The following is a 25,482-nucleotide window of genomic DNA, read 5'->3' as shown; positions in this document are numbered from 1 at the left end:
GGGGTTTTTTTCCCGCTGCCGTGGGACCGGATCGGGTCAGGCGCTGAGAGCGCTGACCTCCACACCGTGATCGGCGGCCAGGCGGCGCAGGTCGTCCAGTTCGGACTGCTCCACCTCGGCGAGGAAGTCGTCGCCCGTCTCGCGAGCGCGCGTCAAATCGGACTCGGTGGTTCGTATACGCTGCAGAATTCCTGCGGTGAACGCGTCCATTGCGCCCCCTCGTCGTGGGTCGATGGCACGGGGGTGTGCCGACGGCGGGTGATCACGCCCCAGGGTCGTGCGGGGACAGCAGACCGCGGCGTGCCGCGAAACTGGGCGTGATCTCGGGTGTGCAATCGTCCTCCCCTCCCCCCGCCTCAAAGAAACCTCAACTCCCCGAGATTCCTGAATTTCCCGTTCGCCCGTAATCCGGCAGGCACCTTACCGCCGGTTTATCAGCGTTCGGGGCAGGATGGAGGGGCTCACCGAGAGACATCCGGCCTGCCCACAGGCCCGTAGGGAAGGACAAGCGCCGTGCGCGTACTCGTCGTCGAGGACGAGCAGCTGCTCGCCGATGCGGTGGCCACCGGACTGCGCCGGGAGGCCATGGCGGTCGACGTCGTGTACGACGGGTCCGCCGCCCTGGAACGCATCGAGGTCAACGACTACGACGTCCTCGTCCTCGACCGGGACCTCCCCCTGGTCCACGGCGACGACGTCTGCCGCAAGGTCGTCGAGCTCGGGCTGCCGACCCGGGTGCTGATGCTGACCGCCTCCGGCGATGTCAGCGACCGTGTGGAGGGGCTGGAGATCGGCGCGGACGACTATCTCCCCAAGCCCTTCGCCTTCAGCGAGCTCACCGCGCGCGTACGGGCCCTGGGGCGCCGTACGACAGTGGCGCTGCCGCCGGTGCTGGAGCGGGCCGGGATCAAGCTGGACCCGAACCGGCGCGAGGTGTTCCGGAACGGCAAGGAGGTGCAGCTGGCCCCGAAGGAGTTCGCGGTGCTGGAGGTGCTGATGCGCAGCGAGGGAACCGTGGTCTCGGCCGAGCAGCTGCTGGAGAAGGCCTGGGACGAGAACACCGACCCGTTCACCAATGTCGTCCGGGTGACCGTGATGACCCTGCGCCGCAAGCTCGGTGAGCCCGCCGTGATCGTCACGGTCCCCGGCTCCGGATACCGGATCTGACCCGCGATGGCACAGACCCCCGCGCCCCCCGCGGCGCCGCCCAAGCCCACCTGGGACCCCCCGCACCAGCCGGCCCGCCCCTTCCCCTGGCTGCGCCCCACCATCCGGATACGGCTCACCCTGCTCTACGGCGGGATGTTCCTGATCGCGGGCATCCTGCTGCTCCTGATCATCTACCTGCTGGCCGCCCAGACCCTGAACGTGGGCAACGAGCCGCTGTTCAAGCTCCTTCCCGAAAGCAAGGTGGCGCTGACCAGCAACGCCTGCCCGGGCCTGAAGGAGGGGATGTCGGCCAACGAGGCCAACGCCGTGCTCGACGCATGCATGGACCACCAGCGCCAGGTGGCACTGGACGATCTGCTGCGCCGTTCGCTGCTGGCCCTGGTCGGCCTGAGCGTCCTCGCCTTCGCCTTCGGCTACGCCATGGCGGGCCGGGTTCTCTCGCCGCTGGGCCGGATCACCCGCACCGCCCAGGGGGTCGTCGGCTCCGATCTCTCCCGCCGGATCGAACTCGACGGGCCGGACGACGAGTTGAAGGAGCTGGCCGACACCTTCGACGAGATGCTGGACCGCCTCGCCCGTGCCTTCGACGCCCAGAGACGCTTCGTGGCCAACGCCTCGCACGAGCTGCGCACCCCGCTGGCGATCAACCGCACCCTGCTCGAGGTCCAGCTCTCCGACCCGGCGGCGCCCCCCGAGGTGGCCCAGCTGGGCAAGACCCTGCTGGCGACCAATGAGCGCAGTGAGCAGCTGGTGGAAGGGCTGCTGCTGCTGGCGCGCAGCGACCACGAGATCGTCGACCGCAAGCCCGTGGACCTCGCCGAGGTCGCACTGCGCGCCATCGAGCAGGTCCGCGCGGAGGCCCGGGCACAGGGCGTGGAGCTGCGGGGTGAGCGGGCCGCGGTGATCGTCCAGGGCAACGGGGTCCTGCTGGAGCGGATCGCCCTGAACCTGGTGCAGAATGCCGTGCGCTACAACACGCCGGACGGCTGGGTCGAGGTCACCACCGAGGCCCGTGCGGGCCAGGCGGTGCTGCTGGTCTCCAACACGGGGCCGGTGGTGCCGGCGTACGAGGTGGACAACATCTTCGAGCCGTTCCGCAGGCTCCGTACGGAGCGGACCGGGAGCGACAAGGGTGTCGGTCTCGGTCTGTCGATCGCCCGGTCCGTGGCCCGGGCGCACGGCGGCCGGATCACCGCGGAACCGCGGGCGGACGGCGGTCTCGTGATGCGCGTCACTCTCCCTCTCTGAGATGCTGGGGCGAGTTCGCTTTGGGCGGAATTTTCGGAGTCCTCCCCGGGCGATTCGGTGTGCGATCGCTCACATGCGCGATTTCCAGCCATCTACGCTCCGTGGTCGTAATGGTCGTTGGAAAGCCGGGAAAATCCTGGTTTCCCGGGCCCCCGATCACGGGAAGTACACGGGGTGGCGCCCGTGAGTGCGACATTCGGACCGTGTACGGTCCCGATCGCCATCCAAGCCGATCACCTCTTCAGGGGTGCGGTTGGGTGTCGATTGAGTAACAGACCTTGATGTGAGGCAAAATCTCCGCCTCGGGTCGGGCACAAGTCCGGCCTCTCACGCGTTACGTGCGCTGAGACACTGCAGACACCCAGAGGGGGAGAGCGACATGGCAACGGACTACGACACTCCACGCAAGACCGATGATGAACTCAACGAGGACAGCATCGAAGAGCTGAAGGCTCGACGGAACGACAAGTCGACGTCCAGCGTCGACGTCGATGAGTTCGAGCAGGCCGAAGGCCTCGAGCTGCCCGGCGCGGACCTCTCCAACGAGGAGCTGTCCGTGCGGGTGCTGCCCCGCCAGGCGGACGAGTTCACCTGCATGAGCTGCTTCCTGGTGCACCACCGCAGCCAGCTGGCGGCGGAGAAGAACGGCCAGCCGATCTGCCGCGACTGCGCGGCCTGAGACCGGGTCGGGCCGTGACAGGCTCAACGCCGCCCCGGAAGGATCCCTCCGGGCGGCATGGCTCCCCTGCGGGCGCACGCGACGAGCGGGGCCGGGCGGCCTCGCTCGCAGCAGCCGCGCGCCGCGGCGTGAGGGAGGGGGGCAGAGGGGCGCGCCACGGACTCTCGCTGATCGTTGACCGGATCATCGAGAACGCGCCGCGGATCCCCGTGCGCGACCTGGCCACACTCCGCCGCCAGTTTCCGGGCATGGGCCCGGAGCAGATCGCCGACAAGCTGGTGGCGGGGGCCACCAGGAGCTCCGCGGCGGTCGGTGCGGGTGTCGGCGCGGCGGCGATGCTGCCCGTGCCACCCGCCATGCCTGCCGAGCTGGCGACCGAAGTGGTCGGCGTCGCCTCGGTGGAGTTCAAGCTGATCGCCGAGTTGCACGAGGTCTACGGGCTGCGGGCGCCCGGAGGCGTCACCCAGCGGGCCGCCGCGTACCTCGGCTCCTGGTCGGACGAGCGCGGTGTCGACGTCTCCAAGCCGTCGAGCGTGAACTTCGCCCTGGGCGGGCAGATGCGCCGGGAGCTGCGGCAGCAGATCCTCAAGCGCACGGTGCGCAATATGCCGAACCTGCTCCCGTTCATGGTGGGCGCCGCCGTCGGCGCCATGATGAACCGGCGCAGCACCAAGAAGCTCGCCGACAGGATCCGCAAGGACCTGCGCGGACGCCAGGTCCCGTGGGACGCGCTCCCTTCCCAGGACCTGGGCCTCATCGAGGGACTCGACGAGCTGGGCAGCCCCAAGGCGCTTCAGCACCCGGAACCCGAGAGCTGACCCGGCCCCGGGCAGGCGTGCGGGCCCGGACGGGATCAGGCCCGTACGGCCGCGAGGGCGGCCGCCAGGCCGCGTGGGTCCCTGGTCGAGAGATAGACGTACGGCGTCGGGTCCGCCGGATCCGTGACCTCCACCCGCAGCGCGGTGGGGATGTAGCTGCGCAGCAGCATGAACGCCCGGGGATCGGCCTTGTACGTCCGCCAGGCGGCCGCCTCTCCGGCGTCCAGCACCTCGGTGGCGCCCAGGGCCTGGACCGGGATCCGAGCGTCTCCGGCGACCAGCGAGCCCGCGACCACCCGGATTCGCGCCGAGCCGTACGCACTCACCGCGGCGGCGGCCACGGCGACGCCGCCGATCACCCCGCCCAGCATCGGCAGCACGCCGAGGGGGAGCAGGACGAGCCCGAGGGAGACCCCCGCGAGGGCCGCCACGAGCCACCACGAGCGGGGGGCCGTCAGGCGTTCATCGTAGGACTGCATGGCCACAAGCTTGGCACGGCAGCGCTGTCCCGACGCCCGCGCGGGTAGGGTCAGCACTCGTGAGTGCACCGACTTCATCGCTGAGGCCTCCGGCCGAGGCCACACCGCCTGTACGGCACCCCGACGCCCCCGCGCCCGGAGAGCTCCTCGGAGCCCACTACGACCACTGCTTCGGCTGCGGCGGCAGCCAGGCGCACGGGCTGCACCTGGAGACCCGTGCGGCGGAGGGCGTCGGCGTGGCCGCCGAGTTCACCGTCATGCCGGCGCACCAGGGCGCCCCGGGGCTCGCGCACGGCGGCGTACTGGCCACGGCGCTGGACGAGACGCTGGGCTCCCTCAACTGGCTGCTGCGGGTGGTCTCGGTGACCGGGCGCCTGGAGACCGACTTCGTCCGGCCGGTGCCGGTGGGTACGGTGCTGCACCTGGAGGCGCAGGTCACCGCCGTGGCGGGCCGCAAGATCTACGCGTCGGCGGTCGGCCGCATAGGCGGCCCGGACGGGCCCGTCGCGGTGCGTGCGGACGCGCTCTTCATCGAGGTGAAGACGGACCACTTCATCGAGAACGGCCGGGCCGAGGAGATCCGGGCCACGCTGGAGAACCCCGACTTGGACAAGGTCGCACGCGCGTTCGAGGTGAATCCGTGAGTCGTGCTCCTGTCGATGTACTGCTCCGGCGGCTGGACCCGGAGGTGCCGGTTCCCGCGTACGGGCACCCGGGGGACGCCGGCGTCGATCTCGTGACCACCGAGGGGGCGGAGCTGGCCCCGGGGGAACGGGCGGTCCTGCCCACGGGCGTGTCCCTCGCCCTCCCGGACGGGTATGCGGCGTTCGTGCATCCGCGCTCGGGACTCGCCGCGAGCTGCGGCGTCGCCCTCGTGAATGCGCCCGGGACGGTCGATGCCGGGTACCGTGGAGAGATCAAGGTGATCGTGGTCAATCTGGACCCGCGCGAGAGCGTGCGGTTCGCACGGTTCGACCGGATCGCCCAACTGGTCGTCCAGCAGGTCGAGAAGGTTCGCTTCCATGAGGTCGAGGAGCTTCCCGGCTCGGCACGGGCCGAAGGGGGCTTCGGGTCCACCGGTGGCCATGCCGCGGTGGACGGCTCCGTCGGGGGACATTACGCAGCGGTCGTTGCCGACCGGGAAGGACAGTGACGTGTTCGGACGTCGTCGCAAGGAAAGCGCAGACGCCAAGAGGACCGCGGGCGCAGCCGGCGAGCCGGTCGACGGCGTGGGCCCGGACGAGCACGAGCCGGACGAAGCCGCGCCGGACACGGGCCAGCACCGGGTGAACCTGCCGCCGGCGCCTCGCCCCGACGGCCCGTGGGACGTCTCCGAGGTCAGGAACCCCGCGGAGGGACGAGTCGACCTCGGCGGCATCCTCGTGCCCGGGATCGAGGGCATGGAGCTGCGGGTCGAGGTCGCCGGTGACGCGATCGTCGCCGCGACCGTGGTCGTGCGCGACAGCGCCGTACAGCTGCAGGCGTTCGCCGCACCCAAGAAGGAAGGCATCTGGGGCGAGGTGCGCGAGGAGATCGCCACCGGCATCACCCAGCAGGGCGGTGTGGTCGACGAGGTCGAGGGCCCGCTCGGCTGGGAGCTGCGCGCCCAGGTTCCGGTCCAGCTGCCGGACGGCACCAACGGTGTGCAGATGGTGCGCTTCGTCGGGGTCAACGGGCCGCGCTGGTTCCTGCGCGGCGTGATCTCCGGCCAGGGCGCGGTGCACCCGGAGGCCGCCGGTCTGCTGGAGCAGATCTTCAAGGACACGGTCGTGGTGCGGGGCGACGCGCCGATGGCGCCGCGCGACCCGATCGTGCTGAAGCTGCCGAACGACGCGCAGATGGTGCCCGAGGGCGTTCAGCAGGAGCAGGCGGACGAGGGCTCGCGGTTCGCGGGCGGCGTCGACCGGCTCACGCGCGGACCCGAGATCACCGAGGTGCGCTGAGGCACGGCGCGCCGGCAGTACGCGCGGAGGCCCGGCTGTACGCGCGGGGCTGTACGCGTGCGTGCGGGCCCGTGACCGGGGACTGTCCGGGCTAGGGCCCGCCTGCGCGCGTATGCGTGAGCGGGCGGCCGGAGCGCAGCGCGGACGGGGGACGGCCGTCGCCGGCAGTGACAGCGGTCCCCATGCGCCGCCTGCTGCCGGACGAGTGGATCCGACGCTCTATCGTGTGCCTATGCCCGTTGAGCTGATCCGTATCGTCTCCCGTTCGTCACCGATGGCTCTGGCCCAGGTCGAGCGCGTCCGCACCGAGCTTGCCGCCCTGCACCCCGGGATCCGTACGGAGGTCGTGCCGGTCACGACCTCCGGCGACCGGTGGATGGGCGATCTGTCGAAGCTCGGCGGGAAGGGCGCCTTCACCAAGGAGGTCGACGCGGCTCTGCTGGCCGGCGAGGCGGATCTCGCGGTGCACTGCATGAAGGACGTGCCCGCCGACCGGCCGCTGCCCGCGGGCACGGTGTTCGCGGCGTACCTCAAGCGCGACGACATCCGGGACGCGCTGGTGCACCCCGGCGGTCTGACCCTGGACGAGCTGCCGGCCGGGGCGCGGATCGGCACCTCGTCGGTGCGGCGCGTCGCCCAGCTCGCGATCTCCCACCCGCAGCTGGACTGCGTACCGATGCGCGGCAACGCCAACCGCCGCCTGGAGAAGCTGTACGCGGGCGAGGCCGACGCGCTGCTGCTCGCCGTGTCCGGGCTGGAGCGGATCGGCCGGACCTCGGAGATCACCGAGATCCTCCCGGCGGAGACGATGTGTCCGCCGATCGGCGCGGGTGTCCTCGGGCTGCAGTGCCGTGAGGACGACACCGCCACGATCGAGGCGGTGTCCGGGCTGGGCGACCACGACGCGTGGCGGGAGACCACGGCCGAGCGCATGTTCCTGCATGTTCTGCAGGGGCACTGCAACTCGCCGATCGCCGGATACGCGAAGGCCGAGCGCGACGGCCGGCTCTCGCTGCGCGCCCGGGCCTTCTCGCCGGACGGCAAGACCGTGCTGGACGCCCATGAGTGGGCCGGACCGCTCGACCCCGCCACGCTCGGCACCTCGGTCGCCGTGGCCCTGCTCCGCCAGGGCGCGCGGGAGCTGATCGACACCATCCCGCACTGACGTCCGGGGGACGGCCCGAGTGCGGCGCCGGCCGTCCGACTGGAGCGGCGGATGCCGCGCGCCGGTGCAACGGTGGGGCGTACTCCCTGGCGCGCGGGGGCCCACTGCCCTGTCGGCGGTCGCTCGACGGCCACCCCTCGGCGCATCCCGGGCTCCGGTGGCGCGGGCCGCCCTGCGCGGCGCCCGCCGTACCCGTTGGTGCCGTGCCGGCCAAGGCTTGCCGGTAGCGAGGTGACCTGGTGCGGTCAGTCGCAAGGCACCGGATCGGCCTCTGGGCCCCGTGCCGAAGGCCAGGGGTGCCTGCTCGGTCGATCGGGCAACACAACTGGGGGCCGCCCCTCCCAGCGGAAGCTGGGGGCCATGCCAGGGCGGCGAGCGGGGCGAACCTCGGCTGTCGCGGCCACAGAGCCGCCGTGGCCCGCTGCCCGGCCGCCGCACTCGCTACCAGACGTCGCCGTCCCGCCAGTCGCACACCAGCACGCCGTGGAGGTCCGGTACGGCACCCACCGGCAGTACGTAGGTGCTGCCGTCGTCCTCCGGGGTGCGCTCGATACCCGTCGGTGCCAGCACACACGTCCGGCCCTGCCAGAGCTGCCAGCCGCGGGCCCGGTAGAAACCGGCCGCTCCCTCCGCCGCGGACAGTGCCCCCAGGTCGTAGGCGCTCCGCACCACCCGCTCCAGCGCCGTCATCACGGCCGCGCCGTGTCCCTGCCCGCGCCGGTCCGGGCGGACCGCCACACCCTCGACGTAGCCGGTGCGCACGGCCCTGCCACCGAGCAGCAGGCGTCGCTGCACGACGGACCCGTGGCCGATCAACTCGCCGTCCTCCCGCACCAGGGCATGCATCCCGCCCAGGGTGTGGTCCCAGTCCGTTTCGGCGAAGTCGTCCTCGAACGCGGCGTCGAGCAGCATCCGTACCGCCTTGAGCTCGTCGGCGCCCAAGTCCGCGCTGTGCACGGTCCGTACCTCTGTCATACGGCCATCCTCGCAGCCCGGAGCCTCGGGTACTACTGATGGTCGCGGTGCCTCGGGGACCCGTGGGGTCCGGGCCCTGGGGCCCGGCACGGAGGGTCTCGAGGCCGTCGGGGAGCGGGCGGCGGACCTGGGCCCGAAGGCGTCGTGCGCTCCCTGTGCCGGAGGCGCGCGGTGCCGCCGCGGACCGGCCGGCTCCTCGCACCCACGGCAGCCGGGCACCGGCCCCGGCACGGGTTACCGCCGCGAGCAGTGATCCGGCGGGCCCGCCCCCGGTACGCTTCCCGTATGAGCGCTGTTCCCCGATCCGAGAAGCCGCCCGGCCGTTTCCGCCGGATGCTCGACCGGCTCTCCTCCAGCCAGGAGGAGCTGCACGCCGACGAGCTCCAGGAGGACGCCCGGGCGGAGGGCTGTACGCGGATCTCCGACTGCGACGACCGGCAGATCGTGAAGGTCACCGGCACCCTGCGGACGGTCACCCTGCGGCCGCGGGCCGGGGTGCCCGCGCTGGAGGCCGAACTGTTCGACGGCTCCGACGCGCTCGACGTGGTCTGGCTCGGCCGTCGGTCGATCGTCGGGATAGAACCGGGGCGCAGGCTCATCGCATCGGGCCGGATCTCCATGAGCCACGGCCGCCGGGTGCTCTTCAATCCGAAGTACGAACTCCGACCGCTCGGACAGGAGTAGCCGGTGACCTCTCCGGACAAGCAGACCGACCAGGACGCCGAATCGAAGGCCGTCACCGAGGCGGCCCTTTTCGAGGCCTTCGGCGGCGTGCGGGGCATGGTGGAGACCACCGTGCCGGGACTCGTGTTCGTCGCGATCTACACCGTCAACCGGGACATCCACTTCTCGGCCATCGCCGCGCTGGGCCTGTCCCTGCTGCTCGGCATCGCCCGGCTGGCGCGCAAGGACACGCTCAAGCACGCCTTCAGCGGTGTTTTCGGGGTCGCCTTCGGCGCGGTCTTCGCGATGATGTCGGGCGACGCCAAGAACTTCTATCTGCCCGGGATGCTCTACACCCTCGGGCTCGCGGTCGCCTACCTGGTCACGTCCATGACCGGCTACCCGCTGCTCGGGCTGATTCTCGGCCCGGTGTTCAAGGAGAACCTCTCCTGGCGCACCCGCAACCCCGGCCGCAAGCAGGCCTACACCAAGGCCAGCTATGCCTGGGGGCTGATCCTGCTCGCCAAGTCGGCCATCCTCTTCCCCCTGTACTGGTGGGGGGACGCCACCCAGCTGGGCTGGGTCAAGGTCGCGCTCGGCATCCCGCCGTTCCTGCTGGCCGTCTATCTGACCTGGATCTTCCTGGCCAAGGCGCCGGCGCCGATCGATGTGTTCGCCGAGATGGAGGCGGAGGAGCAGGCGGAGAAGGAGAAGGAGCGGGCCCGGGCCGCCGCGGCGGACTGACCCCGGGACCGACGCCGGCGGGCGGCTTCGGCTCCGGCGGCCAAATACGTCCCGTAGCGCGCCTGCGCCCTCCGTACCGCGCACACGCCCGCTGTACCGCGCACATGCCGGGACCCGGGAACCGCCGTCGGTTCCCGGGCCCCGGCCCTGTCCGGAGTGCTCCTCCTCCCGCCGGCTCAGCCCTCGACGGACTCCCGGCGGACCGAGAGCAGGTCCTCCAGCTGCTCCTCGCGTGCCTGCGCGGCGACGAACAGCAGCTCGTCACCGGCCTCCAGCGCGTCCTCGGGGTTCGGCGTGAGCACCCGGTTGCCCCGGATGATCGTCACCAGGGAGGTGTCCTCCGGCCAGTCGACCTCACCCACCCGCGTACCGGCCAGCGCCGATTCCGGTGGCAGCGTCAGCTCGACCAGGTTGGCGTCGCCATGGCTGAAGCGCAGCAGCCGCACCAGGTCGCCGACGCTGACCGCCTCCTCGACGAGCGCCGACATCAGACGCGGCGTGGACACCGCGACGTCGACGCCCCAGGACTCGTTGAACAGCCACTCGTTCTTCGGGTTGTTCACCCGGGCCACCACGCGCGGCACCCCGTACTCGGTCTTCGCGAGCAGGGAGACGACCAGGTTCACCTTGTCGTCTCCGGTGGCCGCGATGACCACATTGCAGCGCTGGAGCGCCGCCTCGTCCAGCGAGGTGATCTCGCAGGCGTCGGCCAGCAGCCACTCGGCCTGCGGCACCCGCTCCACCGAGATGGCGGTCGGTGCCTTGTCGATCAGCAGGACCTCATGGCCGTTCTCCAGCAACTCACCCGCGATCGAGCGGCCCACGGCGCCCGCGCCCGCAATGGCGACTCTCATCGCTGCTCCTCCTCGGGCCCCTCGGCGAACGCCGCCTCGACCTTCTCGACCTCGTCGCTGCGCAGCATCGCATGGACCAGGTCACCCTCCTGCAGCACGGTCTGCGAGGTCGGCAGTATCGCCTCGCCCAGCCGGGTGAGGAACGCGACGCGCACCCCGGTCTCATCCTGGAGCTTGCTGATCTTGTGGCCCACCCAGGCGGGGGAGGTGTGCACCTCTGCCAGCTGCACCGCGCCACTGGGGTCGCGCCACAGGGGCTCCGCGCCGGACGGCAGGAGCCTGCGCAGCATCTGGTCGGCGGTCCAGCGGACCGTGGCCACCGTCGGGATGCCGAGACGCTGGTAGACCTCGGCGCGGCGGGGGTCGTAGATACGGGCCGCGACGTTCTCGACGCCGAACATCTCGCGGGCCACCCGGGCGGCGATGATGTTGGAGTTGTCGCCGCTGCTCACCGCGGCGAACGCACCCGCCTCCTCGATGCCCGCCTCACGCAGGGTGTCCTGGTCGAAGCCGACACCGGTGACCCGGCGTCCGCCGAAGCCCGAGCCGAGGCGGCGGAAGGCTGTGGGGTCCTGGTCCACGACCGCTACGGTGTGGCCCTGCTGCTCAAGAGTCTGCGCGAGGGCGGATCCCACCCTGCCGCAGCCCATGATCACGATGTGCATGAGGCCTCTACCTTGCACCTTCCCCTAGTGCCGTGACCTGGGCAAACATCGCCATCATCCTTCCGTGCCCCCAGCGGGGGCAACCACTGGACCGAACCGTCGCCGGTAACGCTACCCGTCATGACCGGATCCGGGCCCCTCGCGGTTGCTCGGCCGCCGCCGCGATGTTCCGCGCCATCCCGCCGAACACCAGGGCGTGGAACGGCGACACGCTCCACCAGTAGGCATGCCCGGTCAGCCCGCGCGGATGGAAGACGGCCCGCTGCCGGAGCACGCTGCCGTGGGTCCCCTCGCGGGCGACGGTCATTTCCAGCCAGGCCGTACCGGGCAGCCGCATCTCCGCCCGCAGCCGCAGCAGTCGTCCCGGCTCGATCTCCTCCACCCGCCAGAAGTCCAGGGAGTCACCGACCCGCAGCCGCGCCGCGTCCCTCCGGCCCCGCCGCAGCCCGACCCCGCCGACCAGCCGGTCGAGCCGGCCGCGCACGGCCCACGCGTGGGGAGAGGAGTACCAGCCGTTCTCCCCGCCGATGCCCTCCACCACCCGCCACAGCGCCTCCGGCGGCGCGTCCACCGCGCGCTCCCGCCGGTCGCTGTAGAGGCTGCCGCCCGCCCAGTCCGGGTCGGTGGGCAGCGGATCGCTGGGCGCCCCCGGCACGGAGGCCGATGACCACCGGGTGGCCACCTCCGCCTCCCGGATGCGCTGGAGCGCCAGCCGCAGGGCGCGGTCGATCCCGGTCAGGCCCTCGGGCGGATCGGGCACCCACCGGGAGATGTCGTGTTCGCCGCAGACCACCTCGTGCCGCAGCGACTCGGCCAGCGGACGCGCGAGGGCACCCGGAACGGGCGTCACCAGGCCGACCCAGAGGCTCGACAGCCACGGGGTGAGCACCGGCACGGGCAGGATCAGCCGCTTGGGCAGCCCGGCCACGGCCGCGTACCGCTGCATCATCTCCCGGTACGTCAGCAGATCCGGGCCGCCGATGTCGAACGTCCGGTTCACCTCGGCGGGAAGGCGGGCGCACTCCACCAGGTACCGCAGCACGTCCCGGACGGCGACCGGCTGGATACGGGTGCGGACCCAGCTCGGTGTGACCATCAGCGGCAGCCGCTCGGTCAGATAGCGCAGCATCTCGAAGGAGACCGAGCCGGACCCGATGATCACCGCGGCCCGGAGCACGGCCGTCGGCACCCCCGAGTCCAGCAACACCCGGCCGACCTCGGCGCGCGAGCGCAGATGCGGCGACAACTCGCGCTCCGGCACTCCGGCCGGGGTGAGTCCGCCGAGGTAGACGATCCGCCGCACCCCGGCGGCGCGTGCCTGCTCGCCGAAGATCCGGGCCGCCCGCTCGTCGGTCCGCTCGAAACCGGAGCCCGTACCCAGCGCGTGGACCAGGTAGTACGCGACGTCGACACCCTCCATAGCGGCCCGTACCGACTCCTGGTCCGTCACATCGCCCGGTACCGCCTCCGCCTGTTCCGCCCAGGGGTGGTCACGCAGCTTGTCCGGGGTGCGGGCCAGGCAGCGGACGGAGTGGCCGGCGGCCAGCAGCTCGGGGACCAACCTGCCGCCGATATAGCCGGTCGCGCCCGTCACCAGGCACCTCAGGGGTGCGCCGGCCGGGGGCGAGGAAGCGGAGTCCGCCATAAAATCCATGCTGCTCCCGTCGCCTGTCAGCGGCGAGTGCGCATGCGGGTGGGCACGCGTCGGACCGAACGCTTACGATCCTCAGCGTGTCCAAACTGACCGACCTCCCTAAACGGATTCTGATCGGCCGGGCGCTGCGCAGTGACAGGCTCGGGGAAACACTCCTCCCCAAGCGCATCGCGCTCCCCGTCTTCGCGTCCGACCCGTTGTCGTCCGTGGCGTACGCGCCCGGCGAAGTACTGCTCGTGCTCTCCGTTGCGGGTGTGTCGGCATACCACTTCAGCCCGTGGATCGCGGCCGCGGTCGTCGTGCTGATGTTCACGGTCGTCGCGTCGTACCGGCAGAACGTGCACGCGTATCCGAGCGGGGGCGGTGACTACGAGGTCGCCAACACCAACCTCGGCCCCAAGGCCGGGCTGACCGTCGCCAGCGCCCTGCTGGTCGACTACGTCCTCACCGTCGCCGTATCGATCTCCTCCGGCGTGGAGAACCTCGGCTCGGCGATCCCCTTCGTCGTCGAAAACAAGACGCTCTGCGCCGTCGGCATGATCGTGCTGCTGACCCTGATGAACCTGCGCGGGGTCAAGGAGTCCGGCAAGCTCTTCGCCATCCCCACCTATGTCTTCGTCGCCGGTGTCTTCGCGATGATCGCCTGGGGGGCGTTCCGCGGGCTCGTGCTCGGTGACGACATGAACGCCCCCACCGCCGGCTTCGAGATCAGGGCCGAGCACTCCGGGCTGGCGGGCTTCGCGCTCGTCTTCCTGCTGCTGCGCGCCTTCTCCTCCGGCTGTGCCGCGCTCACCGGTGTCGAGGCCATCAGCAACGGCGTGCCCGCCTTCCGCAAGCCCAAGAGCAGGAACGCGGCCACCACGCTGCTGTTCATGGGCGCCCTGGCCGTCACCATGTTCTGCGGCATCATCGGCCTGGCCATGGCCACGGATGTGCGGATGGCCGAGAACCCGGCGCGCGACCTGCTGCGCGACGGTGCGCCGGTCGGTGCGGGCTACACCCAGAACCCGGTGATCTCCCAGGTCGCCGCGGCGGTCTTCGGCGACGGCACGTTCATGTTCGTGGTGCTGGCCGCGGCCACCGCGCTGGTGCTGTTCCTCGCGGCCAACACCGCGTACAACGGCTTCCCGCTGCTCGGCTCGATCCTCGCCCAGGACCGATACCTTCCGCGTCAGCTGCACACCCGCGGCGACCGGCTCGCCTTCTCCAACGGCATCGTGCTGCTGTCCGCCGCCGCCGCGCTGCTGGTCCATCTCTACGGCGCCGACTCGACGAAGCTGATCCAGCTCTACATCGTGGGGGTGTTCGTCTCCTTCACCCTCAGCCAGACCGGCATGGTGCGGCACTGGAACCGTCATCTGCGGACCGAGACCGACCGGGCCAGGCGCCGCCATATGATCCGCTCGCGCGCGATCAACACCTTCGGCGCCTTCTTCACCGGTCTCGTGCTGGTCGTCGTGCTCCTCACCAAGTTCACCCACGGCGCGTGGGTCGCCCTTCTCGGCATGGTCATCTTCTTTGTGACCATGAGCGCGATCCGGCGCCACTACGACCGCGTCGCCGAGGAGATCGCCGCCCCGGACGTGCCGGGCGACGACGCGGTGCGCCCCTCCCGGGTGCACTCGGTCGTCCTGGTGTCCAAGCTGCACAAGCCGACGCTGCGGGCGCTGGCGTACGCCAAGCTGATGCGCTCGGACAAGCTGGAGGCGCTCACCATCAACGTCGACCCCGAGGAGACGAAGGCGCTCCGGGAGGAGTGGGAGCGGCGCGGGCTCGACGTGCCGCTGAAGGTCCTCGACTCTCCGTACCGCGAGATCACCCGACCGGTCATCGACTACGTCAAGCGGCTCCGGCGCGAGAGCCCGCGGACCGCGGTGAGCATCTTCATCCCCGAATACGTCGTCGGGCACTGGTACGAGCATCTGCTGCACAACCAGAGTGCGTTGCGGCTCAAGGGCCGGCTGCTGTTCACCCCCGGCGTGATGGTGACCTCGGTGCCGTACCAGCTGGAGTCGTCCGAGGCGGCCAAGCTGCGGGCGCGCAAGCGGGCGGAGTGGAACGCACCCGGCTCCGTGCGGCGCGGCCCGGTGAACAACGCCCGGGACAAGGACCGGGACAGGGCCGCCAACCGGAAGTGAGGCCGAAGGGGCCGCCAACCGGACGTGAGGCCGGCCGCGGGCCGTAGACTGGACGGCTGCGGTCCGCAGCCGGACCACCCCGCCCCCACCTGCTCAGGAGCACCTCTTCCGTGACGAATCCATCCACCGCTTCGCTGGTCGGCGAGGAGTACGAGGTCGAGGTCGGCCCCGTCGCGCACGGCGGGCACTGCATCGCCCGGACACCGGGGGGCCAGGTGGTCTTCGTACGGCACACGCTGCCCGGCGAGCGGGTCGTCGTCCGCGTCACCGAGGGGCAGGAGGACTCCCGCTTCCTGCGAGCCGACGCCGTGCGGGTGCTGGAGGCGTCGGCGGACCGGGTCGAGGCCCCGTGCCCGTACGCGGGCCCCGGCAGGTGCGGCGGCTGCGACTGGCAGCACGCCGCCCCCGGAGCGCAGCGCCGGCTGAAGGTCGCCGTCGTCGCCGAACAGCTGAGCCGGCTCGCGGGGCTCACCCCCGAGGAGGCGGGCTGGGACGGCACGGTCGAGCCCGCGCCCGGGGACAAGGTGGCCAAGGGCGAGGTCCCGCAGTGGCGTACGCGCGTGCAGTACGCGGTGGACGCCGAGGGCCGGGCGGGTCTGCGGAAGCACCGTTCGCACGAGGTGCAGCCGATCGACCACTGCATGATCGCGGCGCCGGGGGTCAGCGAACTGGGCGTCGAGAAGCGGGAGTGGCCGCAGATCGCGGCGATCGAGGCCATCGCGGCGACCGGCTCGCACGACCGCCAGGTGATCCTCACCCCGAAGCCGGGCGGTCGGCTGCCGATCGTCGAGCTCGACAGGCCCGTGTCGGTGATGCGGGTCGAGGAGAAGGACGGAGGCGTGCACCGGGTGCACGGGCGCCCCTTCGTACGGGAACGCGCCGCCGGCCGTACCTGGCGGGTCGGCGCGGGCGGCTTCTGGCAGGTCCACCCCAAGGCCGCGGACCTGCTGGTCGAGGCGGTTCTCGACGGGCTGTCGCCCCGTGAGGGCGATATGGCGCTCGATCTGTACTGCGGCGTCGGGCTGTTCGCGGGCGCACTCGCCGAACGGGTCGGCGAACGGGGCGCGGTGCTCGGCATCGAGTCCGGCAAGCGGGCCGCCGAGGACGCCCGGCACAACCTCGCCGACCTGGAGCGGGTCCGTATCGAACACGGCAAGGTCGAGCAGGTGCTGCCGCGGACGGGGATCACCGAGGCGGATCTGGTGGTCCTGGACCCGCCACGGGCAGGCGCGGGCAAGCCCACGGTGGCGCACCTGTCGGGCCTGGGCGCACGCCGCATCGCCTACGTCGCCTGCGACCCGGCTGCCCTCGCCCGCGACCTGGCGTACTTCCGGGCCGAGGGCTACGAGCCGGTCGGGCTGCGGGCGTTCGACCTGTTCCCGATGACGCACCATGTGGAGTGCGTGGCGATCCTGAAGCCTGCGGCGGAGGGCGCCTGACCTCGGGTTTTTCGCGTGTGCGCCATGTGCGGTGTGGGGGTTGCGGGCGATCTCCTGGAGCGGAAATGACGCCCGTAACGCTCATGTGCCGCTCGTTCTGACATGGTGTCAGGTATGTCGTTGTGATGGTCGGGTGCCCGCGGTCGCTCCGACTCGACGGGTGGCTTACCGAAATGTTGCCGCCGATAGGCCCGGCTACCGCTTTCGCGGGGGCGGCCGGGCCTGTGGCATGTGGCGGCTTCGCGGCTCAGCGCGTACGCCACCGGTACGCATCGGCGAGTAGCCCTTCACATCCTGCAGGTAGTGCGTCAGGAAGAGGAAGACGAGACGCTCGGCGTCCGTCGTCGCCGAGCTTGGCCGGGCCGGCCAGGAGACCGGCGACGTCACTGGAGTCCGGAAGGAGCTCAGCAACACGCCTGTGCCGTGTGCGTTGCCGCGTGACAGAACGCGCGGATCTCGGCGGCCTGATGTCACGCCTTCACCTGCTCGATCAGGGCCGTCGCTCGGTGTGTTCCCTTGGTGCTCACGTGCCTGCGCAATGACCACGTACCACCGGCGCCGCTCCGCGGCCTCGTGTCCTCGTAGCCGGATTGAGGACGGTGATCTTCCCGAAGGCGGATCGCGCCGGGGCCGGTGCCGGACGGAAGGCGGTAGCGGGCGAGTCCATCTGGGCTCTCACAGCGGGTGTTATGAATGGGGTCATGAGGGATTTTTTCCGGCTGTATCGGAAGTCGTCGCGTCATCCGTACGCCGGGCGGCCGCGCAAGCGTCGCGAGTCCCTGCTGAACCCGCGCAGTGTCGCCGGGCAGGTGTTCCTTCTCGAGATCATTATCGTTCTGCTGCTGGTCGTGGGCGGGGTGGCGACCGTGGTGGTTCAAGGGGCGCATGACGCCCTGGAGCAGGGGCGTCGGGAGTCAGTTGTCGCGGCCCAGGCATTCGCGAATGCCGAAGGCACGGTCCAAGCGCTGCGCAGCCGAAACCCGACGGCGGTGCTGCAGCCGCGCGCGGAAGCGGCTCGGAAGCGTGCGGGGGTGGATTTCATCGTTGTCATGAACACAAAAGGGATTCGCTACACATACCCCTACCCGAAAGAGATCGGGAAGAAGTTCGTCGGCGATATCGAACCCGCGCTGGACGGCCGCACCACCGTCGAGGAGGCAGGCGGACCGCCCCTGCCGGCGGGCCGGGGAACGGGCGTCCAGGCGGTGGTACCGGTGACCGATGCCGGCGGCGAGGTCGTCGGCCTGGTGTCCGCCGGGATCACGGTCAAGAACGTGGCGAAACGGTGGGGGCCGCAGCTGCCGATCGTCTTCGGTACGGGCGCGGCCGCGCTCGCGGTGGCCACCGCCGGGACAGCGCTGGTGTCCCGGCGGCTGCTGCGGCAGACCCGTGGTCTGGGTCCGGCGGAGATGACGCGGATGTACGAGCACCACGAAGCGGTCCTGCACGCGGTGCGGGAAGGGGTGCTGATCTACGACGCCGAGGGGCGGCTGCTGCTGGGCAACGACGAGGCGAAGCGGCTGCTGGGCCTGCCGGCGGACGCGGAGGGGCGGCATCTGCGGGAGCTGGGACTGCCGGAGGAGATCACGCGCATGCTGGCGTCGGAGGAGGCGGTCACGGACGAGGTGCATCTGGCGGAGGACCGGTTGCTGGCGGTGAACAAGCGCCCCACGTTCCCGGACGGGACCCAGGGGGGCACCGTGGTGACGTTGCGGGACACCACGGAACTGGGGGCGGTGTCGGGGCGGGCGGAGAGGGCGCGGGAGCGGCTGCAGCTGCTTTACGAGGCGGGGGTGCGGATCGGGACGACGCTGGATGTGGTGCGTACGGCGCAGGAGCTGGCTCAGGTGGCGGTGCCGCGGTTCGCCGACGTCGTCACGGTGGATCTGCTGGACGCGGTGATGCGGGGGCAGGAGCCGACGGCGAAGCGATGGGGGCATCTGCGGCGTGCGGCGATCAGCGGTGAGCAGCGGATTGTGCCGCTGTTCCCGGTGGGCGAGAAGAGCACGTTCTCGTCGGCGACGCCGCAGATGCGGGCGTTGGAGCAGGGGCGGGCGGTGCTGGAGGCGGACCTGCGGCAGGCGCGGGAGTGGCAGGAGCAGGACCCGGATCGCACGAGGAGGGCACGGGAACACGGGTTGCATTCGCTGGTGACTGTGCCGCTGCAAGCGCGGGGGGTGCCGCTGGGCGTGGCGAATTTCTACCGAATGGGGGATTCGCCGGTGTTCGAGCAGGAGGACCTGTCCGTCGCGGAGGAGTTGGCCGTGCGGGCGGCGGTCACCATCGACAACGCGCGGCGGTTCACTCGGGAGCATGCGATGGCGGTGACGCTGCAGCGGAGTCTGCTGCCGCGGGGGCAGCCGGAGCAGGATGCACTGGAGGTGGCCTGGCGGTACCAGCCTGCGGAGGCGGGGGTGGGTGGGGACTGGTTCGATCTCATCCCGCTGCCGGGCGCACGAGTGGCGCTGGTGATCGGCGACGTCGTCGGTCACGGGCTGCACGCGGCGGTGACGATGGGACGGCTGCGCACCGCGGTGCAGAACTTCTCCGCGCTGGACCTCCCCGTGGACGAGGTGCTCTGGTACTTGGACGAACTGGTCGTGCGTATGGACAGCGAGGAGAACACCGACGAGGCCGCGGAAGCCCACGAGGGAGTGGGGGTGGCCGGAGCGACGTGTCTGTACGCGATCTACGACGCGGTGACGGGGACATGCACGATAGCCCGTGCGGGACACCCCGAGCCGGTGCTGGTGTACCCGGACGGGACCGTCACCTGTCCGGACGTCCCGGCCTCAGCGCCGCTCGGACTGGGGGACTACCCCTTCGAAACCGCCGAGTTGCACCTGCCCGAGGGTTCACGACTGGTGCTGTACACCGACGGGCTGGTGGAGGACCGGACCCGCGACATCGAGGTCGGGCTGGATGGGCTGCGCCGGACGCTGGAGCGAGCCGGGGGGCGCACTCCTGAAGAGACGTGCCAGGTGGTGATCGATGCGATGGTGCCGACACACCCCTCCGATGACATCGCGCTCCTGGTGGCGCACACCCGGTTGTTCCCGACATCGCACGTGGCGGAGTGGGACGTGCCGCCGGACGCGTCGGCGGTGGCCTCGGTGCGGGCGGGCTGCAGGGAGAAGCTGGGGGAGTGGGGGCTGGAGGAGATCGGGTTCACCATGGAACTGATCGTCAGCGAGTTGGTCACGAACGCGATCCGGTACGGATCACCTCCGATCAGGGTGCGGCTGCTGCACGGGCGCTCTTTGACCTGCGAGGTGTCGGACGGCAGCAGTACCTCGCCGCGTCTCCGGCGGGCGGCGACCACGGATGAGGGTGGGAGGGGGCTGTTCCTTGTGGCGCAGTTCGCTCAGCGATGGGGGACGCGGTACACACCCGGCGGCAAGGTCATCTGGACCGAACAGTCCCTGGACGACGGCGCGTCCGCCGCCGCGGTCAGCGCACCGGCCGACGTTCTCCTCGAACAGTTCGATCTCCTCGAGTAGTTCCCGTGGCCCCACCCGCTGAACTCGGACGGCGCTGCCCGCTCGTCGCGTGAGGAGGCGTGCCCGCCCTCACCTCGTCGGCCGACCACGCCCGGCTGACCAGGGGTGCGGTTTCCGGACGTGGGGTTATGCGCCTGGTGAGCGGCCTGCTGGAAAACGTACGGATTCCCCCAGAGCGGCACGGGCTCCGTCGAAGTCGGCGAGCCGGGCAGCGAACCGAGGACGAGGCACTGGGCGGGGAAGTGACCGTCGCGCACATCTTTTCGCGAACGGCCTAAGTGTGGTGTGCCGTCGCGGATGGACGAGGGGGCAGCTTCGCGCCGACGGTCTTGAGTCTCAGGAACAGCTCCCGGCGAAGATCCTGGGCCTCCACCTGAGGGGTCCCCAGCGACAGGTGCGCCGAAGAGGCACCGCCCGAAACGGCGGCGTGGGGGAACCCTCTGGGAACGTTTGTGAGGCGTACCGCAATTCGCGAGGTTTGCCACATCACTGGCGTACGTGGCGCGCCGGTGGCTGGCGGGCCAGGGTGAGGATGGGCGAGCAGCCATTCGAAGGGCGCGTGCCGGACGCGGCGCTCCAGGGTCCGTCTTCGGTGATCATCCGAGGTGGACGGCCGAGGATGTCTCGCCACGGCTGCGGCCGGACGCCAACACCTGCCCCCACCCGGCCTTCTGTCACATGTTCGGCCGGGGTGAGGGCAAGCACCAGATGGTGCCCGGCTGGCCGTATTCGGTCGTGGCAGCGCCGGAGACCGGCCGCACCTCCTGGACGGCGGTGCTGGATGCGCTCCGCGGCGTGACCCTGCGGGGGACGGGGGAGTCAGCCACGGCGGGAGAAGAACACGGTGGAGAGGATGTAGGTGATGCCGAGCGCGGCACCCAGCAGATCCCAGGGGTGACCGCTGTGCCCGCGAATCAATTCGATCACGAAACCGGACAGCAGCACCAACACGAGAACGTGCAGCGTGAACGCGGAAGCACGCTGGCTGATGGCCTGACGACGCTCGTCAGTGACCTCGCCGCGAAGCAGAGCGACACCCTCCCACCGGCGAGAGGCCGCGACGAGGAAGAGCGTATAGGCGGCCATGATCACAAAGCCACCGGCTGCCATTCCAGGCTCATTCCGGGCCAGGAAGATCGCCACATAGCCAACGCCGATTAACAGACCCACGGCCGGGACGACCCAGCGCCGGCCTCGGGTGGCCTCGGGCTTGTACTCAATCGACATGAAAGATCTCCTCCACCGTCTTACCGAAGTAACGGGCCATGCGGATCGCCAGGGGCAGTGAGGGGTCATAGCGGCTCTGCTCAATGGCGTTGATCGTCTGCCGGGAAACGCCGAGCGCCCGTCCCAGCTCCTGCTGAGACAGTGCCTTGACCATGCGCAGCTCACGTACGTCGTTCCGCATGCATGGAAAGTACGCTTTACATGCGCTCGCTGTCAAGCATGCTTTACATCAGGCGACACCGCGGCCGGCGGCGACTGAGCGGCGTAGTCGCCCGGTCCCACCAACTGCCCGTCGGCGTCCCAGGCGACCTGCCCGGACAGATACACCAGCCGCATGCCTTCGACGGCGACGACTTGGCTGATCTGGTCGGTCGGGGTTGAACACGGCAGGGGGATTGATGCGGGTCAGGTCATGGAGGATTCGGCCTGCGCCTGCTCATCCAGGGCCTGCGGGGACTGGCCCGGAACTACCCCTGACGTGACGCGGACCGGAGTGTCATGGGGCCTTGGCCCCGAATCTTGGACATCCGAGACGCTTGGATCTTGAAGGTCCGGGAGGACGGATGTCGCCCCGGGAGCGGACGGAGCGCGCGCTGCCCGTCCCTCCTTCCTTCCCCGTCCCGCCCCTCCTGCCCGTATCGCTCAGCAGCCGTCCCTCCGGCTGCGGGCGTTCGCCTCCGCGACGCGAGCGCTCAGGAGCTCGGCCGGACTGAGCAGTCGGACGCGGCTCGGGTCGGCGTCCCACTCGCGACCGCCGCTGAGCGGGCGGAGCTGGAGGTACGGACCCTCCTGGCCCATGACGACGCCGACGCGGTCGAGCACGGTATCGCGGACAGAGGCGCCGACTGCCGGTTCCGGTTGCGGGATGCCCGGCCCCGGCGGTGGGCTGCCGGTCACCGGCCGGCTCCCTTCACGATCACGGCGGCCAGGGCATGGGCGACGGGGGCGGAGCAGACGCCGAGGTGGACGAGGGCGTAGCGGACGGCTGATCCGGCATCTGATCCACCGTCGCCGTCGTCGGCGCGGCCCACCAGGTCCTGCCAGGGGGTACGTACGTCCATCGCGGGGAGCTGGATGCCCGCCCGGGTGAGGGCGGCAGCGAGGGCGTCGCGGGCCTCGACCGCCTCCTGAACCTTGGCCCTGCCGGCTCGCGCGGTGGTCGTGGCGGCCGGGTCTTCGGTCGTCCGGACGCCGGCGTCATGGATCGTGCGTCGCTGGGTCGCCATGGGCGTACTCCCTTAGCCGTTCGGTTGCGCGGTTTCCCTGCCCTGGTCGCGCAGGCTGAATTACCGTGCGTGATGAGGGCATCACGAGAATGCGTCCGGAGCGGGACGGGCACACCGCCGACGGGATGTGCTTCCCCGCAGGACAGCGCAAGTTCCACACCTTCCACGGAGAAGCACCATGCCGACGAGACGAGCGGTCACGGGCCGCAGCCGGGAACCACGCGCGCGGTTCGCGGAGGAACTGCGGTTACTGCGCACGCAGCGCGGTGACAGCCTGCGGCAGCTCGGCGAACGGCTCGGCTGGGACTGGTCGTTGTTCGGCAAGATGGAGAACGGGGAGACGGTGGGCGGCCCGGAGGTCGTCCAGGCCCTCGACCAGCACTACGGGACGCCGGGGCTGCTGCTGGCGTTGTGGGAGCTGGCGGTGAGCGACCAGACCCAGTTCCGGGAGCGGTACCGGCGGTACATGACACTGGAGGCGGAGGCCACGAGCCTGTGGCACTTCGCGGTGAGCGTGCTGCCGGGCTTGCTCCAGACGCCGGGGTACGCGCGTGAGGTGCTGGCCGCGGGAGGCCTCAAGGGCGAGGAACTGGAACAGCAGGTCGAGGCACGGATGGGACGCCGGGAGCTGCTGGAGGGGGACGATGCACCGCCGTTCCGGACGATCCTGTCGGAGGCGGTGCTGCGTACGCCGTTGCGCGACGCGGGGGAGTGGCGGGGGCAGTTGGAGTACTTGGGCGAGGTCGCGGAGCAGCCGGGGGTGACGGTTCATGTGCTGCCGCAGAGTGCTGGTTTGCACGGCTTGGTGAGCGCTGACATGTGGTACCTACGACTGCCGGACGGGCGTACCGTGGCGTACACGGAGAACGGCTACCGGGGCGAACTCATCGAGGAAACCGGCCCGGTTGAGCGACTACAGCTCGCGTACGATGCGGTGCGCGACTTGGCGCTGTCCCCGGCCGAGTCGCGGAAGTTCGTCCTGCGGATGTTGGAGGAAGTACCGTGCGATCCGTCGACCTGAGCGCCGCGACGTGGCGCAAGAGCAGTTACAGCAATCAGGACGGTGGCGCGTGCGTCGAGGTCTCCGACGACTTCGCCGCCGTCGTCCCTGTGCGTGACAGCAAGGACCCGCACGGCCCGGTGCTCGTGTTCCAGGCGGACGGCTGGTCGTCGTTCGTCGACGCCGTGAAGAACGGCGAGCTGGGCGCCTGAGTCGGGCCCGCACGGGGGCCGAGTCCCATGGGCCGGAGGTGATGGAGCCTCGGCTCCGCCTTGGATGTGGCCCTGGCGGCGGCATGGGCGCGGACTGCCTGGCCGATGTGGCGATGCTGGGGGCCGAGCCGGACCTGTTGGCCGGTGGCCTCCGCCCCGGCCGTCTCCCAGCTGATCGCTAATCGCCAGCGGGAATCGCTGGCTCAACGTGAGCCGCAGCGCGCGCTCCCACGTCCGCGTGTGCGTCCGGGCGCTCGGTTGATCGCACCGGGAATGATCGCGTCCGCCGTGTGCGTTGTGCGAAACGAAGACTTTTCGACAGCATGGAGATGGGCGACATGCCACTCAAGGGCGAGTACGAGCCGAGCACGGCGCAGTTGGTACGTGACCAGGTAGAGCTGTACGAAAGCTCCGGAGGTACGGAAGGAACGACGCTGAGCAGCCTGGTCGGTCCGGAACACCCGAAGCGGGACCTGCCTGTCATCATCTTGACCACCCTGGGCGCGAAGAGCGGCAAGATCCGCAAGACCCCGCTCATGCGGGTGGAGCACGACGGCTCCTACGCCGTGGTCGCCTCCTTGGGAGGAGCCCCCAAGCACCCGGTCTGGTACCACAACGTGGTGGCCGACCCCCGGGTAGAGCTTCAGGACGGCCCGGTGCGCCAGGACATGCTGGCACGCGAGGTGACCGGGGACGAGAAGGCCGTGTGGTGGGCTCGAGCCGTCGAGGCGTACCCTGATTATGCCGAATACCAGAAGAACACGGACCGTGAGATCCCGCTCTTCGTTCTGGAACCAACGGCCGAGGAGCACTGACGCGGCACAGCCGGTTGACAACTACTTCTTGGCTGTACGACGTCCGCGTGCCGCCGCTGGCGGGCGCCAGGCGCGCAGGTCGTCGGTGAGGCCGTGTTCGCCCTGGACTTCTGCCGGTCACCCCGGAAGAACGTGGCCGGAGAGGCACCGAAGATGGAGTCGAACTCGTCGTGCCACTGGTCCAGCCAGGGCTGGAGTTCAAGCAGTCCCGCGAGGAACGGCGTCAGCTCATCGGAGGTCAGTAGGCGGCAGGCCAGTGGGCCGGGATCTCGGTAATGGGCGTGGATCATGCCGCTTGAACCACTCGCCACTGACTTCACCTGCGACGACCCGGCGAGCGAGACAATCTCGAATTCCCCCTCCCCGAGGGCGAGTTCCGGGCGGTCGGGGGAGTTGGGCTCCCCGGAGACGCGGAGGTCTTCGGCGTGCAGGTTGTAGAGCGCGTAGACCTGCCAGTCCAGCTCCTCTTGGAGAGCGATCATGCGGGCGCGGGTGGAGTGCCAGGTGGCGCGGGCTTCGCGGAGGGTGGGGGCCGTGGGCAGAGCCTCTGACGCGACAGTAGCGGGGACTGTGGCAGAAAGCCGTGCAGCCCAGTCCGTCGCCTAACGAATTGGCGGCACACGAGTTGGTCGTGACACAGGAGGCAACGGGCGGGCGGCCTGCCCGGTGAGGGACCTGGTCACTGTCGTCCACATGCCTTGAACGCCTCCGGCCGGTCCGCGAGGCCGGGTTGGCCACAGTCGGGAAGCTCGGCATCGGCGGCGGAGAGGACGGCGAAGGCGACCTCGCGGCCGAGGTGCGCAGACGCCGGCATGTCGTCCGGAAACTGACGACCAGGAGCGGCAGCCTTCGGCGGGCTGGATCCGCT

Annotated in this window: 26 protein-coding genes and 2 pseudogenes; 17 read left to right on the top strand and 11 right to left on the bottom strand. The window is 70.6% G+C overall.

From position 1 onward, the window contains the following. Nucleotides 1-36: 36 nt before the first annotated feature. Nucleotides 37-210, bottom strand: a complete 174-nt coding sequence (locus ACTWQE_RS10135) for a hypothetical protein (RefSeq protein ID WP_443328520.1) — start codon at nt 208-210, stop codon at nt 37-39. A 303-nt stretch (nt 211-513) separates the two neighbouring features. Between ACTWQE_RS10135 and ACTWQE_RS10130 the strand changes: the two genes are divergently transcribed. The 4 genes from ACTWQE_RS10130 to ACTWQE_RS10115 all read left to right on the top strand — a co-directional run bounded on the left by ACTWQE_RS10130 (nt 514) and on the right by ACTWQE_RS10115 (nt 3,915). Continuing rightward, entirely contained in the window at nt 514-1,167 is a 654-nt protein-coding gene (locus ACTWQE_RS10130) for a response regulator transcription factor (RefSeq protein WP_443328519.1), read from the top strand. 6 nt (nt 1,168-1,173) lie between these two features. After that, nucleotides 1,174-2,418 carry a sensor histidine kinase gene (locus ACTWQE_RS10125; RefSeq protein ID WP_443328518.1) on the top strand — a complete coding sequence of 415 codons (1,245 nt, stop codon included), beginning with the start codon at nt 1,174-1,176 and terminating at the stop codon, nt 2,416-2,418. 379 nt (nt 2,419-2,797) lie between these two features. Continuing rightward, on the top strand, nt 2,798-3,097 hold the full coding sequence (locus ACTWQE_RS10120) for a DUF4193 domain-containing protein (protein WP_098754027.1): 300 nt from the start codon (nt 2,798-2,800) through the stop codon (nt 3,095-3,097). Next, entirely contained in the window at nt 3,019-3,915 is an 897-nt protein-coding gene (locus ACTWQE_RS10115; protein ID WP_443328526.1) for a hypothetical protein, read from the top strand. The genes ACTWQE_RS10120 and ACTWQE_RS10115 overlap by 79 nt, the downstream gene beginning before the upstream one ends. A gap of 35 nt (nt 3,916-3,950) precedes the next feature. Here ACTWQE_RS10115 and ACTWQE_RS10110 read toward each other — a convergent pair whose 3' ends face one another. Further along, nucleotides 3,951-4,394 (bottom strand): DUF3093 domain-containing protein, encoded by a 444-nt coding sequence (locus ACTWQE_RS10110; RefSeq protein WP_443328517.1) that lies wholly within the window; start codon nt 4,392-4,394, stop codon nt 3,951-3,953. A 59-nt stretch (nt 4,395-4,453) separates the two neighbouring features. Here ACTWQE_RS10110 and ACTWQE_RS10105 point away from each other — a divergent pair, with 59 nt between their 5' ends. The 4 genes from ACTWQE_RS10105 (at nt 4,454) to hemC (ending at nt 7,502) form a co-directional block, all read left to right on the top strand. Further along, nucleotides 4,454-5,038: a PaaI family thioesterase gene (locus ACTWQE_RS10105; protein ID WP_443328516.1), complete on the top strand. Its 585-nt coding sequence runs from the start codon at nt 4,454-4,456 to the stop codon at nt 5,036-5,038. Further along, nucleotides 5,035-5,547, top strand: a complete 513-nt coding sequence (gene dut / locus ACTWQE_RS10100) for a dUTP diphosphatase (RefSeq protein ID WP_443328515.1) — start codon at nt 5,035-5,037, stop codon at nt 5,545-5,547. Before ACTWQE_RS10105 ends, dut begins: the two co-directional genes overlap by 4 nt. 1 nt (nt 5,548) lies before the next feature. Next, nucleotides 5,549-6,337 (top strand): DUF3710 domain-containing protein, encoded by a 789-nt coding sequence (locus ACTWQE_RS10095; protein ID WP_443328514.1) that lies wholly within the window; start codon nt 5,549-5,551, stop codon nt 6,335-6,337. 232 nt (nt 6,338-6,569) lie between these two features. Then, nucleotides 6,570-7,502 carry a hydroxymethylbilane synthase gene (gene hemC, locus ACTWQE_RS10090; protein WP_443328513.1) on the top strand — a complete coding sequence of 311 codons (933 nt, stop codon included), beginning with the start codon at nt 6,570-6,572 and terminating at the stop codon, nt 7,500-7,502. A gap of 441 nt (nt 7,503-7,943) precedes the next feature. Here the strand turns inward: hemC and ACTWQE_RS10085 are convergent, their stop codons facing one another. Then, the gene (locus ACTWQE_RS10085; RefSeq protein ID WP_443328512.1) at nt 7,944-8,477 is read right to left on the bottom strand and encodes a GNAT family N-acetyltransferase; all 534 of its coding nucleotides are present in this window, start codon (nt 8,475-8,477) and stop codon (nt 7,944-7,946) included. Between the two features lie 285 nt (nt 8,478-8,762). On the opposite strand from ACTWQE_RS10085, the gene ACTWQE_RS10080 reads away from it, so the two are divergent. Beyond that, nucleotides 8,763-9,161 carry an OB-fold nucleic acid binding domain-containing protein gene (locus ACTWQE_RS10080; protein ID WP_443328511.1) on the top strand — a complete coding sequence of 133 codons (399 nt, stop codon included), beginning with the start codon at nt 8,763-8,765 and terminating at the stop codon, nt 9,159-9,161. A 3-nt stretch (nt 9,162-9,164) separates the two neighbouring features. Further along, entirely contained in the window at nt 9,165-9,884 is a 720-nt protein-coding gene (locus ACTWQE_RS10075) for a DUF3159 domain-containing protein (protein ID WP_443328510.1), read from the top strand. A gap of 176 nt (nt 9,885-10,060) precedes the next feature. On the opposite strand, the gene ACTWQE_RS10070 is transcribed toward ACTWQE_RS10075, so the two are convergent. The 3 genes from ACTWQE_RS10070 to ACTWQE_RS10060 form a co-directional block, all read right to left on the bottom strand. Continuing rightward, nucleotides 10,061-10,738 (bottom strand): potassium channel family protein, encoded by a 678-nt coding sequence (locus ACTWQE_RS10070; protein ID WP_443328509.1) that lies wholly within the window; start codon nt 10,736-10,738, stop codon nt 10,061-10,063. Beyond that, the gene (locus tag ACTWQE_RS10065; protein WP_443328508.1) at nt 10,735-11,403 is read right to left on the bottom strand and encodes a potassium channel family protein; all 669 of its coding nucleotides are present in this window, start codon (nt 11,401-11,403) and stop codon (nt 10,735-10,737) included. The genes ACTWQE_RS10070 and ACTWQE_RS10065 overlap by 4 nt, the downstream gene beginning before the upstream one ends. A 118-nt stretch (nt 11,404-11,521) precedes the next feature. After that, nucleotides 11,522-13,057 (bottom strand): SDR family oxidoreductase, encoded by a 1,536-nt coding sequence (locus ACTWQE_RS10060; RefSeq protein ID WP_443328507.1) that lies wholly within the window; start codon nt 13,055-13,057, stop codon nt 11,522-11,524. Nucleotides 13,058-13,134: 77 nt separating this feature from the next. Here ACTWQE_RS10060 and ACTWQE_RS10055 point away from each other — a divergent pair, with 77 nt between their 5' ends. The 4 genes and pseudogenes from ACTWQE_RS10055 to ACTWQE_RS10040 all read left to right on the top strand — a co-directional run. After that, a complete protein-coding gene (locus ACTWQE_RS10055; protein ID WP_443328506.1) occupies nt 13,135-15,195 on the top strand; it encodes an APC family permease in 2,061 nt (686 codons plus the stop codon). A 110-nt stretch (nt 15,196-15,305) separates the two neighbouring features. Beyond that, the gene (locus ACTWQE_RS10050) at nt 15,306-16,634 is read left to right on the top strand and encodes a class I SAM-dependent RNA methyltransferase (protein WP_443328505.1); all 1,329 of its coding nucleotides are present in this window, start codon (nt 15,306-15,308) and stop codon (nt 16,632-16,634) included. A 701-nt stretch (nt 16,635-17,335) separates the two neighbouring features. Further along, the gene (locus tag ACTWQE_RS10045) at nt 17,336-20,134 is read left to right on the top strand and encodes a SpoIIE family protein phosphatase (RefSeq protein WP_443328504.1); all 2,799 of its coding nucleotides are present in this window, start codon (nt 17,336-17,338) and stop codon (nt 20,132-20,134) included. A 522-nt stretch (nt 20,135-20,656) separates the two neighbouring features. Next, a pseudogene (locus tag ACTWQE_RS10040) lies at nt 20,657-20,926 on the top strand (transposase); the annotation flags it as partial. Between the two features lie 27 nt (nt 20,927-20,953). Here ACTWQE_RS10040 and ACTWQE_RS10035 read toward each other — a convergent pair. From ACTWQE_RS10035 to ACTWQE_RS10020, 4 genes are all read right to left on the bottom strand, one after another. Then, on the bottom strand, nt 20,954-21,361 hold the full coding sequence (locus ACTWQE_RS10035; protein ID WP_443328503.1) for a DUF2178 domain-containing protein: 408 nt from the start codon (nt 21,359-21,361) through the stop codon (nt 20,954-20,956). Beyond that, complete coding sequence (locus tag ACTWQE_RS10030) at nt 21,351-21,542, bottom strand: helix-turn-helix transcriptional regulator (RefSeq protein WP_443328502.1); 192 nt, start codon at nt 21,540-21,542, stop codon at nt 21,351-21,353. Before ACTWQE_RS10030 ends, ACTWQE_RS10035 begins: the two co-directional genes overlap by 11 nt. 461 nt (nt 21,543-22,003) lie before the next feature. Next, nucleotides 22,004-22,258 (bottom strand): hypothetical protein, encoded by a 255-nt coding sequence (locus ACTWQE_RS10025; RefSeq protein WP_443328501.1) that lies wholly within the window; start codon nt 22,256-22,258, stop codon nt 22,004-22,006. Next, on the bottom strand, nt 22,255-22,587 hold the full coding sequence (locus ACTWQE_RS10020) for a hypothetical protein (protein WP_443328500.1): 333 nt from the start codon (nt 22,585-22,587) through the stop codon (nt 22,255-22,257). Before ACTWQE_RS10020 ends, ACTWQE_RS10025 begins: the two co-directional genes overlap by 4 nt. Before the next feature lie 178 nt (nt 22,588-22,765). On the opposite strand from ACTWQE_RS10020, the gene ACTWQE_RS10015 reads away from it, so the two are divergent. The 3 genes from ACTWQE_RS10015 to ACTWQE_RS10005 all read left to right on the top strand — a co-directional run bounded on the left by ACTWQE_RS10015 (nt 22,766) and on the right by ACTWQE_RS10005 (nt 24,614). Then, nucleotides 22,766-23,608 carry a helix-turn-helix domain-containing protein gene (locus ACTWQE_RS10015; RefSeq protein WP_443328499.1) on the top strand — a complete coding sequence of 281 codons (843 nt, stop codon included), beginning with the start codon at nt 22,766-22,768 and terminating at the stop codon, nt 23,606-23,608. Next, nucleotides 23,590-23,799 (top strand): DUF397 domain-containing protein, encoded by a 210-nt coding sequence (locus tag ACTWQE_RS10010; RefSeq protein ID WP_443328498.1) that lies wholly within the window; start codon nt 23,590-23,592, stop codon nt 23,797-23,799. The genes ACTWQE_RS10015 and ACTWQE_RS10010 overlap by 19 nt, the downstream gene beginning before the upstream one ends. Nucleotides 23,800-24,137: 338 nt before the next feature. Next, nucleotides 24,138-24,614 carry a nitroreductase family deazaflavin-dependent oxidoreductase gene (locus ACTWQE_RS10005; protein ID WP_443328497.1) on the top strand — a complete coding sequence of 159 codons (477 nt, stop codon included), beginning with the start codon at nt 24,138-24,140 and terminating at the stop codon, nt 24,612-24,614. Nucleotides 24,615-24,635: 21 nt separating this feature from the next. Here the strand turns inward: ACTWQE_RS10005 and ACTWQE_RS10000 are convergent. Further along, nucleotides 24,636-25,204: pseudogene (locus ACTWQE_RS10000) on the bottom strand (DUF7008 domain-containing protein); the annotation flags it as partial. Between the last annotated feature and the right edge of the window lie 278 nt (nt 25,205-25,482).

Origin of the sequence: Streptomyces sp. 8N706, assembly GCF_052245415.1 — a bacterium.
GTDB lineage: Bacteria > Actinomycetota > Actinomycetes > Streptomycetales > Streptomycetaceae > Streptomyces.
This window is presented reverse-complemented; position numbering and strand designations above follow the sequence as displayed.